The 12,001-nt window shown below is 62.6% G+C and carries 12 protein-coding genes; 1 reads left to right on the forward strand and 11 read right to left on the reverse strand.

Annotated features, from left to right (window positions below; all coding sequences use genetic code 11):
• Positions 1 to 113 precede the first annotated feature (113 nt).
• The 6 genes from FJ943_RS20330 to FJ943_RS20355 are packed head-to-tail and all read right to left on the reverse strand — an operon-like array spanning position 114 to position 5,417.
• A complete protein-coding gene (locus tag FJ943_RS20330) occupies positions 114 to 1,046 on the reverse strand; it encodes a beta-xylosidase (protein ID WP_140724257.1) in 933 nt (310 codons plus the stop codon).
• A complete protein-coding gene (locus FJ943_RS20335) occupies positions 1,039 to 1,800 on the reverse strand; it encodes a TIGR04290 family methyltransferase (RefSeq protein WP_015319158.1) in 762 nt (253 codons plus the stop codon). Before FJ943_RS20335 ends, FJ943_RS20330 begins: the two co-directional genes overlap by 8 nt.
• Positions 1,801 to 1,802: 2 nt before the next feature.
• Positions 1,803 to 2,606, reverse strand: coding sequence for a sugar phosphate nucleotidyltransferase (locus FJ943_RS20340; protein ID WP_140724260.1), 804 nt, complete (start codon positions 2,604 to 2,606; stop codon positions 1,803 to 1,805).
• Positions 2,606 to 3,706 carry a glycosyltransferase gene (locus FJ943_RS20345; protein WP_140665711.1) on the reverse strand — a complete coding sequence of 367 codons (1,101 nt, stop codon included), beginning with the start codon at positions 3,704 to 3,706 and terminating at the stop codon, positions 2,606 to 2,608. The genes FJ943_RS20340 and FJ943_RS20345 overlap by 1 nt, the downstream gene beginning before the upstream one ends.
• A 14-nt stretch (positions 3,707 to 3,720) precedes the next feature.
• Positions 3,721 to 4,317 (reverse strand): histidine phosphatase family protein, encoded by a 597-nt coding sequence (locus tag FJ943_RS20350; protein WP_140617543.1) that lies wholly within the window; start codon positions 4,315 to 4,317, stop codon positions 3,721 to 3,723.
• Positions 4,314 to 5,417 (reverse strand): inositol-3-phosphate synthase, encoded by a 1,104-nt coding sequence (locus tag FJ943_RS20355; protein WP_140724263.1) that lies wholly within the window; start codon positions 5,415 to 5,417, stop codon positions 4,314 to 4,316. The genes FJ943_RS20350 and FJ943_RS20355 overlap by 4 nt, the downstream gene beginning before the upstream one ends.
• 157 nt (positions 5,418 to 5,574) lie before the next feature.
• On the opposite strand from FJ943_RS20355, the gene FJ943_RS20360 reads away from it, so the two are divergent.
• Positions 5,575 to 7,320: a hypothetical protein gene (locus tag FJ943_RS20360; RefSeq protein ID WP_140724266.1), complete on the forward strand. Its 1,746-nt coding sequence runs from the start codon at positions 5,575 to 5,577 to the stop codon at positions 7,318 to 7,320.
• A 6-nt stretch (positions 7,321 to 7,326) separates the two neighbouring features.
• Here the strand turns inward: FJ943_RS20360 and FJ943_RS20365 are convergent, their stop codons facing one another.
• The 5 genes from FJ943_RS20365 to FJ943_RS20385 form a co-directional block, all read right to left on the reverse strand.
• Positions 7,327 to 7,527, reverse strand: a complete 201-nt coding sequence (locus tag FJ943_RS20365) for a hypothetical protein (RefSeq protein ID WP_015319152.1) — start codon at positions 7,525 to 7,527, stop codon at positions 7,327 to 7,329.
• Between the two features lie 80 nt (positions 7,528 to 7,607).
• A complete protein-coding gene (locus FJ943_RS20370; RefSeq protein WP_140617540.1) occupies positions 7,608 to 8,654 on the reverse strand; it encodes a UDP-glucuronic acid decarboxylase family protein in 1,047 nt (348 codons plus the stop codon).
• 23 nt (positions 8,655 to 8,677) lie between these two features.
• The gene (locus FJ943_RS20375) at positions 8,678 to 9,781 is read right to left on the reverse strand and encodes a glycosyltransferase (RefSeq protein WP_140715380.1); all 1,104 of its coding nucleotides are present in this window, start codon (positions 9,779 to 9,781) and stop codon (positions 8,678 to 8,680) included.
• Positions 9,778 to 10,872: a glycosyltransferase gene (locus FJ943_RS20380; protein ID WP_140724269.1), complete on the reverse strand. Its 1,095-nt coding sequence runs from the start codon at positions 10,870 to 10,872 to the stop codon at positions 9,778 to 9,780. The genes FJ943_RS20375 and FJ943_RS20380 overlap by 4 nt, the downstream gene beginning before the upstream one ends.
• The gene (locus FJ943_RS20385) at positions 10,869 to 11,999 is read right to left on the reverse strand and encodes a glycosyltransferase (RefSeq protein ID WP_140724272.1); all 1,131 of its coding nucleotides are present in this window, start codon (positions 11,997 to 11,999) and stop codon (positions 10,869 to 10,871) included. The genes FJ943_RS20380 and FJ943_RS20385 overlap by 4 nt, the downstream gene beginning before the upstream one ends.
• Positions 12,000 to 12,001: the final 2 nt, after the last annotated feature.

The following is a 12,001-nucleotide window of genomic DNA, read 5'->3' on the forward strand; positions in this document are numbered from 1 at the left end:
GTGCGGGATGGGCGCAGGCGGTTGCGCACGACCTGGTGCCGATCTCGAAGGGGCCGAGGGCCTTGACTTCGGTCAGTGCCTCCGATGATCGCGGACCGGATCGCATGAGAGCCTCACGCAGCCGAGGCCCGCTGCGTCGGGAGCGAGGCGGACGTCATGCCGGGCGCGTAGCGGCGGATCATCGTTGCACAGAACTCGGCGAATTCCTCGGGTACCAGCGGGGGGCTGGTGTGGTGAGGCATCATTCCGCGATGCTCGGGCGTGAAGCAGAAGGTGACCGTGACGTCGAAAGCGGCGAGTGCTTCCATCTGTCGGTCGAACCAGTCCAACGCATTCGGCCTGAAGCTATCGGCCCAGGAAAGCCCCGTGCGCATATTGGTCACGCCGAGCCGCTTCATCCAGGCGACGGCATCGTCCAGCCGCGGGTCCTCGAAATGAAACCACTGCACCAGGCCCATTGCGGGTGTGTAGCGTAGGAATTCTTCCAGCGCCGGTTTTGGCGTACCGTCCTGGCGCAGCAGCCCCATGTGGAAATGGCGGTAATAGGAAGATCCCTCCGCCTCGCGATGCCGCGTCGTTGCTTCCCATTCGCGCGGAAGGTCATAGAGGCTGTACCACTGGATTCGCGGTGCGTTGCCGAGCAGCAATTCGGCGGTGCGCTTGAGCCCCCAGACCTGTATTTCCTCGGCCCCGAAGGTCGATACGCCGACCTCGCTGACCCAGATGGGGAGGTCGGTGACGGTCGCGATCTCACCGATCTTCTGCGGCCATTCCTGAATTTGCCACAGGTTCCAGTCGAGGGGAAAGCCGTGAACAGCGACGGCGTCAACATGGTCCAGCACGCCGAATTCCTTCATGCGCGTGATAAAGCCGGGGTCTATCGGCGAGATGCCGCCAAGCACTTTTGTCAGAGCCGGGTTCTCGGATGCGATCGCGTCCGCCGACAGGACTGCCATCCTGGCAAAGCGGCTCCAATCGGGGTCGAGCTCGGGGTCCCAATGCGATTTGTTGTTGGGCTCGTTCCAGATCATCGCGGCTTCAATCATGGAGCTTTCCTTTCGACGGATATATCGCGCCACCGCCGGCCGGATCGCCGGCAGCGCGGCAGAAATAGACCTCCTGCTCGGGATGCAGAACGATCTCGAAACCGGCGCTGCGCAGCATCGCTTCGGTGCAGGCCCGGTTCGGTATCCACCAGTTGGTCGGATCGTCGGCATAGCGGTGTTCGATGAAATGCAGCTTGGGAAATTCCGGCTGGTCGAACAGATCATGCGTCCAGAAATGATAGTTTTCTTCCAACGCGGGCAGGTCCTTGCTGCCGCGCTGCATGGACTGAAAGATCAACAGGTCGCCGGCGACGTGCTCACGGATCAGGTCGAGCGCGAGCAAGGGGTGGCGCAGATGGTAAAGCACCCCCATGAACAGCACGACATCGAATGTCTCGCGCAGGGCACCGACGTCGTAGACCGACAACTTCTGGAATTCGATATCACAGTCCGCGATCTCGGCGGCAAAGCGGGCCTGCGCCAGATAGGCCTCGTCGAAATCGATCCCGAGGACACGGGCGGCGCCCCGCCGTTTCATCTCGATCGAGTAGAAGCCGGCATTGCAGCCAATATCCAGCACGGTCTTGCCGGTCAGATCAGCGGGTATGGCATCGGCGAATTTGCGCCATTTGATCAGCGGGTAGTTGCCGAGAAAGTGGTCGGGCGCGGTTTCGACGCCGGCCAGGTCCATATTGTGGAACCACGGGCCGAGCGCGTCGATGCGCCGGCGGATTTCGGCATGGGAATGCAACATGGTCAGGCTCCTTCACCCGGAACGACAGGCACATGCGAATGCGCGCCGGGCATGATCGTTGCGGGCTGCTGATGAGCTGACGGGACGCCGTTTTCAAGCAACCGCAGAGCTGTGCGATACCCATTGAAAGTACCGACATCGACATAAGCGGACCCTGCCTTGACACCATAGGCCACCCCCCCGCCCGCAAGGTAGGCGTTGATCAGCGTGCCGATATATTCGTCACGACCATCCCGCTCGCGCCAGAGCGCCGCAAGCCGATGCAGGATATGGCCGGGCATCTTGAACGCGCCCCAAACCCAGTTCGTGGCGGCGTCCTGCCGCTTGACCTGGATTTCGATCACCCGCTCCTCATCATCGGTAACGACGGCGTCGAAGAATTCCGGGCTATCCACCGGGAAGAGCAGAAAAGAAAGCTGATCGTCAGGCAAGCGACAGAAGCCGTCCTCGGGAAACCAGATCGTATCTGGAAGCCCGACGAGGACGACCTCGTCGGGCGCGACGAGGGGCGCTGCCCGGAAAATCGCATCGCAGAGACCGACGGGTTGAGGCTGCACCACGAAGAGCGCTGCCGCCTCACCGTAGCCGGCGGCATAATATTCGAGGATGTCGGATTTGCCCGATCCGATGATGAAGCAAATCTTGTCGACGCCGGCCTGGACCATTCGCCGTACCAGATACTCGCTCACGGCGCAGGGACGTTCGGTCTGTCCGTCGATCCTGCTGCCGACCGGCAGCAGCTCCTTCGAGAAGCCGAGCGGTTGAATGCGGCTGCCGCGTCCGGCAGCAGGCACGATGCCCAACATCAGACTGCTTCCTTCATCGGTTCACCGACTGGGTTTCGCAAGGCATCGGCCAGGATTTTGTCCAGTTCCGCTGCGCGCTTGGCGGAAGTGTGCTCGCCCAAGACCCGTTCGCGGGCTCGCCTTCGAATGCCGTCGAGCTCGAACTCCGGCAATTGCAGTGCCGCGACCACATCATCCGTGTCGCGCGCCAACAGCACTTCGCGGCCGGGTTCGAAGAATTCCGCGAGGCCTGGCCATGCGTCGGTGACGATGGCAGCTCCACACGCGGCCGCTTCGAAGAGCCGTCCCGACGGGCACCAGCCCTTTTGCGCCATCGCTTCGCGGGTGACGTTCAGTGTCAGCCGCGACGAGGAGAAGAACGCCGGATGGTCGGCGGGCGGCAGATGCCTGACGAAGAAGATGTTGTCGCTCCATGGGAATTCCTGCGGATATTGTGCGCCGCCGATGATGAAGCGCTGGTCGGGCAGGCGCGCGGCCGGGCGGACCAGAAGCTTTTCGACGCCGGCCTGGCGATCCGCCGCGTAGGTCCCGAGATAGGACAGATCACCGGCGAATTCGGCCCGCTTCTCTGCCGGCCGGTGCTGGTCCGGATCGACATGCCCGTAGAGCGGCATCACGCGGCGCGCGCCCAGCACCGTCTTCAGCGCCTCGATCGCCGGGCCGCCGGTGTAGCTCAGGACGAGGTCGTAGTCGGCAAGGCCTTCAGGTCCGAAATAGGGCGGCCGCTCACCTTGTTCGACGCGGGCAAGCGTGACTGGAGTATCGAGATCGTAAAAGACACGCAGTCCGCGGCATGCCTGCTGCGCGAGGCGCGAAGCCTCGACGGCGTCGGGACAATAAGAGGTGACGACCACGACATCCGCTTGCTTCATCGCCCGTTCCGCGACGCGGCGGATGTCCTCCCAGTCCGGATAGATGACGACGTTGCCTCCATCGAGTTGATCCAGATCGCGGGTCCCGGCATAATAGGGGGTGTCGCGTTCGAAAAAGGTGATCGACCAGCCCAGCCGGGCGAGGGCGCGGATCAGCCCACGCCACAGCGTGGCATGGCCGTTTCCCCATGAAGACGTGACGGTAAGACCGAAAATGACCATCCGCATGGGGAATTTCCTCGTCAGGCAGCTTCGTTCAATCGCAGGAGCTTCGAGCCCCAGTCGCCCGATACGATCGTCGTGATCGAGGCGGGATCGATGTCGAAGCGAAAGCAGTCGCCTACCGGCAAGCCAAGCACCTTGCAGACGGCGGCCTTAATCACATCGGCGTGGCTGATCAGGGCGACACATTGGTTCTGATGCAGCTCGCGGACGCCGTTCATCAGCGAGACGATGCGCTCCTGGACATCCAGCATGGTCTCGCCGCTCGGTGTCCGGGCCTCCTGCCGCTGATCGTTCCACGCGCGCCAACTGGCATCGCCGTTCAATTCGTCGAAAGTCTTCCCCGACCAGTCGCCGAAGTCGATCTCGTCGAGTTCGGCGCGGATCGCGATTTCGCCGACACCGCAAGCGAGAGCGATCGGAACCGCCGTCTCCTGCGTGCGCTCGCGCGGGCTGCATAGAATGGCTGCAATCGTCTCACGGGCCATGCGGCCGCCAAGCTGCTCGGCTTGAGCCTTGCCGGCCTCGCCGAGACATACACCGGCCATGCGGCCCGCAAGGTACGAGCCGACATTGTCGTGCGCCGCATGGCGGATCAAAAAGAACGTCGTCGTCATTCCGCGACATCCAGCAATGGCTCGTCCTTACCGGCGATGAAAGCGAGCGTGCGCTGGCGCGCTTCGGCGTCGGTGAACTGTTCGGGTGGCGATTTCATGAAGTAGCTGCAAGGACCCGTCAGCGCCCCGGCAATGCCGCGGTCGAGCGCGAGCTTGGCGCAGCGCACCGCATCGATCACCACGCCGGCTGAATTGGGCGAATCCCACACTTCCAGCTTGAGCTCGGCATTCAGCGGCACGCCGCCGAAGGTCGTGCCTTCGACGCGGATGTAGGCCCATTTGCGGTCGGTGAGCCAAGGCACGTGGTCGCTGGGGCCGACATGGATGTTGCCCGGCTCCAGGGGAACATCGAGCTGGCTGGTTACCGATTGCGTCTTGGAGATTTTCTTCGATTCCAGCCGCTCGCGTTCGAGCATGTTGAGAAAATCGGTGTTGCCGCCGAAATTCAGCTGATAGGTGCGATCGATGCGCACGCCGCGCTCGCGAAAGAGATTGGCCAGCAACCGGTGCACGATGGTGGCGCCGACCTGGCTCTTGATGTCGTCGCCGACCAGCGGCAGCCCGCGTTGCTCGAAGCGCCGGCGCCATTCCGGACGCGAGGCGATGAAAACCGGTATGCAATTGACGAAGGCACAGCCGGCCTCGAGCGCGCATTCAGCGTAGAAGTGCGTCGCCTCTTCCGAACCCACCGGCAGGTAGGAGACCAACACATCGGCTCCGCTGTCGCGCAGGATCTCGCTGACATTGGCAACCGGTTCGGGCGCTTCTTCGATTTCGTCGCGCAGATATTTGCCGATCCCGTCAAGCGTCGGCCCGCGTTCGACGAGAACGCCGGTCGTCGGCGCGTCGACAAAGCGGAACGTGTTGTTGGGGGGAGCGTAGATCGCATCCGCGACGTCACGGCCGACCTTGCTTCTGGCGACATCGAACGCACAGACAATTTCGATGTCGTCGACGTGATAGCCACCGAGATCGGCATGCATCAGCCCCGGGATCGGTTCGTTGCTTTTGGCATGACGATAATAGGAGAGGCCCTGCACCAGGGAGGACGCGCAATTGCCCACTCCAACGATACCAACACGAACTTTTTTCGATCCCACGAAACTGCCGCCCTATGCTGTTCAAAGGTAAGTTCCTTGCGCCGAACCGCCACCGTGCCGGAATGTTCCTTGGCTTGGTCAAAAATTGCGCGAAGCAGCATGGATCGAAGCTGCGCGCGCCGCGTTGCCCGCACGGCAAGCATCGGAAACTCGACCAATGATCGTCTACGGCGACCACAAGCGGACCGAGAACGCACGACAGCTTCAGAAGGCGGCGATCGAAATGGCCCAAGGCCTCGATCGCATGCCTTGCGGCATCCGGCGCCATGCCGCATTGGTCGGGCTGTTCGTCAGCGTGTCGGAACTGGTCCAGGGGCTCGCGGATGTCGACTTCAAGGCCCGGGGCGTCGACACCAATTCGCCTTCGCAACGGCAAGGCGCCAGGCTGCTGGTCGGGCTTGCGGCAGAGGTGGCGAGGTCGTGGCGAAACGGGTTCGCCGTAGACGGTGGCATCGACCTGCGACTTCTCCAAATGCTGGCCGGGCTCGATTGCAAGGCAGAGGTTTTGACCGGCTCGGCCGAGGGCTACGCGCACTATGCCCTTTATCCAGAGAGTTATCTCGGCGCGGCGCAGGTATCAGGTCTCGATGCGAACACATGCGTGATCGGCATCCGCAGCATCGGCCTGGGGCTCGCGGCCATGGTGGCGGCCGCGATCGGTGCGCCGGCGCCCATCAGCGTGCGCCCGATCGGGCATCCTTTCGATCGGCGCCTCAATGCCGATCCGGGTTTGGCGGCGGCCTGGAGGAACGAGCCGTCGGCCCGTTTCGCGGTCGTCGACGAAGGTCCCGGCCTGTCGGGAAGTTCGGTCCATGCCGTCGTCGCGTGGCTGAGAAAACAGGGCATCGATACGGACCGCATTCACCTGTTCCCCAGCCATTCGGGCGATCCGGGCGCCGAAGCCTCGCCGGATGTTCGGGAGACATGGGTGCGCTGCCGCAGGCATGTGGCGATGACGTTCGAACGCACCTTCCCCGAAAGCTCGCAAAGTCCAACGCTGCGCGATTGGGTAGCCGAGGCGGTTGGCAGTCCGAAATTGCGCTTGACCGAAATATCCGGGGGCGCGTGGCGCTCCCTTCACTACGCCGACGAAAAGCGCTGGCCACCGAGCACACGCGGCACCGAACGGCGAAAGTTCCTGGCCTCCGCGGGTCAAGGTCGCTGGCTTGTCAAATTTGTCGGCCTCGGCGAAACCGGGCTGCGCAAGATGCAAGCCGCCAGGATGTTGCATCAAGCCGGATTCGGACCGCAAGTCATCGGGGTCTGCCACGGTTTTCTGGTCGAACGGTGGACCGATGGAACCACGATGGATCAGCTGCCGCTGTCCAGGCAGAGACTTGTCGCGGCGTTCACACGCTATCTGGCCTGGCGTGCGACCAATCTGCGGACCTGCGAAGCCGGCGCATCATTGCTCGCCCTCGCGGAGATGGCGGTTCACAATGCTTCCGAAGCTTTGGGCGAAAGCCAGGCGGCTAGACTGCGGACCTGGTTCTCGAAGCAGACGCCCGCAAAGGTGTTGGAACGGGTCGAGATCGACGGCAGGCTGCATCCCTGGGAGTTTCTGGTCGGTTCCGATGGCACGCTGATCAAGACGGATGCGGTCGACCATTGCCGAGGACACGATCTGATCGGCTGCCAGCCGATAGAATGGGACCTTGCCGGCGCCTGCGTAGAATATGGCTTGTCCGAAGCCGAGGCGGCGACGTTGATCGGCGGCATGGATAGCAACATCGACACCAGGCTCATCGATTATTTCAAACCTTGCTATTTGACGTTCCAGCTCGGTCTGTGGAGCATGGCCGCCCAATCCGAGAATGGCCGGGAAAGAGCAAGGCTGGAGGAGACGGCAAACCGATATGAGGCAGGGCTGACACGGTTCCTGGGCCAGGCCAGGGCCGATTAGTCTGCGTCAATCCAGCCTGCGCAGCATGTCTGCTTCCTGCTCGAGAATACTGGCCACCTCCTCCCGCTGCAGATGCGTCATCATCAGGCTGACACAGCACTCCAGATAGGTGATTGAGGCTCGCCGCAAATACGCAGCCGTCTCTCGTTCCGCCATCTTGTCGATATCGGTCCGAGATCGCTTGGGGTGCATGAGGAGGTCCTCCATATGTGGTCCTCCTGTCAAACCAAAAGCTTGCCTGGATGTTCCCGCGGGAATCGATGCGAAGATGTGACCGCGGTCCGGCATCAGGCAGGGAGGTTCTGCAGCCCGCCTGACGTGGGTCTCGCCCTTGTGGAGCGTCCTGCCATTTGATCGCCGATCGAGCCGCCTTCAAGCGTGGCGAAATAGCTGATCGTCCGCGCGAGCCCCTCGGTGAGAGGCACTCTTGGCGTCCAGCCGAGCAGCGTTTTTGCGCGCGAGATGTCGGGCTGCCGGCGTCGAGGATCATCCTGCGGCAGCGGCAGGAACGTCATGTCCGATTTGGTGCCGGTCATGGCCTTCACCAATGCCGCCAGTCGCACAATGGTGAATTCGCCGGGGTTGCCCAGATTGACGGGCTTGCCCGGATTGGGATTGATATCCATAAGGCCCATCAACCCATCGATCAGATCGGAGACGTAGCAGAAGGATCGCGTCTGCATGCCGTCGCCGAAAATCGTCAGCGGGCGCTTCTCGAGCGCCTGCATGATCAGGTTCGAGACGATGCGGCCGTCCGCCGGATCCATTCTCGGCCCGTAGGTGTTGAAGATACGCGCGACACGAACGTCGGCCTTGCCGGCTCGCAGATAGTCGAAGCAAAGTGTTTCGGCGGTGCGTTTGCCTTCGTCGTAGCAGGCGCGTGGGCCGGTGCAGTTCACATGGCCGACATAATCTTCCCTCTGCGGATGTTGCTCCGGATCGCCATACACTTCACTCGTGGAGGCCTGCAGCAATCGCGCGTCGTTGCGGGCGGCGAGTTCGAGCAGGTTCAACGTTCCGATGACGCAGGTTCGCGTGGTGTGGATCGGATCGGCCTGGTAACGCGGCGGCGAGGCGGCGCAGGCCATGTTGAAAATGCGATCCACCGGCTCGCCCAGGTCCAATGGCCGGCAGATATCTTGCTCGATCAGCCGGAAACCCGGCTGGTCCATGATCGCGTTGATGTTCTCCATGCGACCGGTAAGAAAATTGTCGGCGCAGATCACACGCCAGCCATCGCGTAACAATGCTTCGCAAAGATGCGAACCGAGGAAGCCCGCGCCACCGGCGACGAGCACCGTCTTTGCCCTTTGCGCTTTTTTTGTTTGTCGCATCGCGATTTTCTCCTGTCTGCCAGTCATGCTGCACTTCCGATATCGAGATCGAGGACCACCGCCCCCTTTTGCGTAAGCGCTGTGATGAATTCGCGAGCCCTGGCCGCACCGGTGTGGGAGGCAAGGACGAGTTCGCGTGCCCGGTCGGCCATCGCGAGACGTGTACGAGCCGATTCCCGGGACAGGATCGCGACGACCTCGTCCGCCATCCTGGCCGTGTGGATCGTCGATGCGGGAAAGAAGCTGTCGAGGCCTGGCCAGCGGTCGCTGATGATCGGCGTGCCGCAAGCCGCGGCTTCGAAAAGGCGCACGCTGGGCGACCATCCCGCGGCAATCATGGAACTGCGTGTGACGTTCAGGGTGTAGCGCTGACGGCTATAGAATGCGGCATGATCGGCCGGCGGCAAGTGTTCGATGCGCTCGACATTGTCGGGCCAGTCGATGTCGGACGGATATTGCGAGCCGGCCACGACGAAACGCCGATCCGGCATGCGCCGTGCAGGCTCGAGCAGAAGCGCGTTGAGTGTGGCTTGCCGGTCGGCGCTGTAGGTGCCGAGATAACCGAGATCCCAGCCGATCGGATCGGCGGTGCGGTGATGCCGTTCCGGATCGACCGAACAGTAGAGCGGCTCGGCGCGGCGTGCGCCGAAGGTCTGCGTCAGATCGGCAAGCATCGGGCCGCCGGCAAAAGAGAAATAGATGTCGAAGTAGGGGATTTGGCGCCAGCTCAGATAGTCGCAATCGTCCGCCGACAGCTTCGCCAGGGTCACCGGCGTGTCGATGTCGTAAAAGCAGAGTTGTCCTTTGCAAAGTGAAGCGACGGTGTCGATCACCGCGCGCCCTTCCGGTACGAAGGAGCCGATCACCACGACATCGGCCTGTTGCAGACACCGCGCGTAGTCGCGTTGCAGTTCCTGCACGGTTTCGTAGTAGCGCAAGGCGCAGAAATCCGGATCGCGCAAATCGCGGTGATTGGCGTACCATGGCACATCGCGCTCCAGAAAAGTTACGCGATGGCCGAGTTGGTGGAGGCCTTTCAACAGACCTCGAAAAGTGGTGGCATGGCCGTTTCCCCAGGACGAGGAAAGCGACAGGCCGAGAAAGACGATGTCCAACTGCCTGGTCATTCGGCTGCCTCCACGGTCCCGTGCGTCAAATGCCGTTTGAAGACCGCATCAGCCACGGCCGCCCGCAATGCGTAGGTATGATCGGCGAGAACGCGTCGAAGTGCGGCCTGGCCGATCGCCTTTGCCCGAACTGGGGTCAGCGCCTGCATGATCTCGGCGACATCGCCGCCGTCGCGCGCCACAAGGATCTCCTCGTCGGGCTTCAGGAACAGCTCGACGCCGAGCCAGGCATCGGTGATCAGGCAAGCGCCGGCGCCGGCCGCCTCGAAGACACGCGTGGCGGGTGAAAAACCGTTCGCGGCCATGCTGTCGCGGCTGATGTTCAGCACCGCCTTTGGCGTGACATTGAAGGCGTTGTGATCGCGGGTGCCGACATGGCCGAGCCAGCCGACATTGGCGGGGAGCGGCTTGTCGCCCCACCCAGATCCGCCGAGCAGAAAACGTTGTTCCGGCAGCTGGCTCGCAGGATCGAGGAAGAACGATCCCACCCGCGCTTCACGATCCGGCAGCCTGTTTCCGAGGAACGCCAGATCGCAGGCAAAACGCGCATTGCTGGCGACCGGGTGGTGCGTTTCGGGATCGAGCGCATTGTAGATTGGCACGCACTCGTTCGCGCCCATGGCACGATAGGCCCAGACTACGGGATCGCCGCCACCATAGGTCAGCACAAGGTCGATTTCTTGCAGCGCACGATGCAGCGGGTGGTCCGGCTCGTCGCGCAGCTGGGCGAGTGTGGCCGGCGCGTCGACGTCCCAGAATACAATGAGCGCATCGCTGCGGGCGTGGTCGAGCACGGCGCGAAGCAGCGCCTCGTCCTCGAAGCCGACGCCACTCGCCTTGACGACGATATCGGCCTCGGCGGCACGCGCCGCCACCTGCATCAGGGCATGGTGGGTTGCCTCGTAGACGACGACAGAGCACCAGTCCGGCGCCTCGATGTCGCGGTTCTTCTGCCGGTCATAGACGTCAGGCTCATAGAAGGTGATTTCGTAGCCCAGTTGCGAAAGCGCCTTCAGCAATCCTCGGTAATAGGTCGCGGCGCCGTTCCAGTAGGACGACAAAAGGCTCGATCCATAGAATGCGATCTTCATGCTGCGGCTTCCTTTGCGGCGGTCAGCTCGGCGGTGTGCAGGGTCGTGCATTGCCAGAGCACGTCGAACAACTCGTCGACGCGGTGACGACAGGTGTGCCGCGAGCGGATGGTCTCAAGACCCGAGGTCACCAGGGAGGCCGCAAAATCGGGATCGGCCAACACCGCCTGGAGGTGTTGCCGCATTTGCGATCCATCCTCGGCAAACAGGAAGTCGATGCCGGGCCTGAAAAGCTGCTCGACGTCGGACCAAGGCGCTGAAATCAGCGGGATGCCGCAGGCAAGTGCCTCGAACATGCGGATCGTCGGAATTCCGGGCAAGCCTTCACGATAAGGACGCCGCGGGATGTGCACGGTGACACGATGCGCGGCGAACGCCTTCGGCACGTCGGCATTGGCGATCCACCCTTCGTAGCGCAGACCCGCGGCGGCCAGTTCAGCAAGTGCCGGCTGGGGATAGCGGACACCGTGAACAGTGGCCTGAAGACTGAGATCGCGCACGGGTTCGATCAGGAACTCCTGGATTTCGGCCGTCCGCTCGTCGTCGCCCCAGTTTCCGATCCAGACCAGGTCGGACGTCGCGTGGATTTCCGGGTGCGGTTTGAACAGCCGATCGTCCGCCGCTTCATGCCAGGTGAAGACACGCTTGCCCCACCCGGCGCGCAGATAGCTCTCGCGCAGCGCTTCGCCAAAGGCGAGAACGCCATCATAATGTTCCAGGCGGAGCGCCGAGATTGCCTCGGTGGCCGACACGGCGCGGTGATGGGTGTCGTGAAACAGCAAGGTGAATTTGCCGCCATCGGCCCGGGCACGGCCGATGCGAGCGACAAGCTCCGGGTCGGTCCATTCGTGGACGATCACCACGTCGGCCTCGGCGATCCAGGCTTCATGGTCGAACCCGGCATCGTAGGTCACCGGCATCAATTCGGGGAAATCCTTGCGAAAACGTTCGATCGCGAAGGATCCCCTCTCGGCCAGTAGGTTCGATCGGCTCCAGCCGTCCGCCGGCTCCAGAGCGATGGCCTGATGCCGGCGCGCCACCAGTTCGCGCATGACGCCGCGAAGGAAATGGGCATTGCCGTGGTTCCAGTCGGAGACGAGCGAGTGGGTGTAGAACAAGAAGCGCATGA

This window comes from Mesorhizobium sp. B2-3-10, from assembly GCF_006442275.1.
In the GTDB taxonomy this organism is placed as follows: Bacteria; Pseudomonadota; Alphaproteobacteria; order Rhizobiales; family Rhizobiaceae; genus Mesorhizobium; species Mesorhizobium australicum.

Coding starts and splice junctions, on each gene's coding strand:
- FJ943_RS20330 (WP_140724257.1), bottom strand. CDS start 1,046: ATGATTGAAGCCGCGATGATCTGGAACGAGCCCAACAACAAATCGCAT.
- FJ943_RS20335 (WP_015319158.1), bottom strand. CDS start 1,800: ATGTTGCATTCCCATGCCGAAATCCGCCGGCGCATCGACGCGCTCGGC.
- FJ943_RS20340 (WP_140724260.1), bottom strand. CDS start 2,606: ATGTTGGGCATCGTGCCTGCTGCCGGACGCGGCAGCCGCATTCAACCG.
- FJ943_RS20345 (WP_140665711.1), bottom strand. CDS start 3,706: ATGCGGATGGTCATTTTCGGTCTTACCGTCACGTCTTCATGGGGAAAC.
- FJ943_RS20350 (WP_140617543.1), bottom strand. CDS start 4,317: ATGACGACGACGTTCTTTTTGATCCGCCATGCGGCGCACGACAATGTC.
- FJ943_RS20360 (WP_140724266.1), top strand. CDS start 5,575: ATGATCGTCTACGGCGACCACAAGCGGACCGAGAACGCACGACAGCTT.
- FJ943_RS20365 (WP_015319152.1), bottom strand. CDS start 7,527: ATGGAGGACCTCCTCATGCACCCCAAGCGATCTCGGACCGATATCGAC.
- FJ943_RS20370 (WP_140617540.1), bottom strand. CDS start 8,654: ATGCGACAAACAAAAAAAGCGCAAAGGGCAAAGACGGTGCTCGTCGCC.
- FJ943_RS20375 (WP_140715380.1), bottom strand. CDS start 9,781: ATGACCAGGCAGTTGGACATCGTCTTTCTCGGCCTGTCGCTTTCCTCG.
- FJ943_RS20380 (WP_140724269.1), bottom strand. CDS start 10,872: ATGAAGATCGCATTCTATGGATCGAGCCTTTTGTCGTCCTACTGGAAC.
- FJ943_RS20385 (WP_140724272.1), bottom strand. CDS start 11,999: ATGCGCTTCTTGTTCTACACCCACTCGCTCGTCTCCGACTGGAACCAC.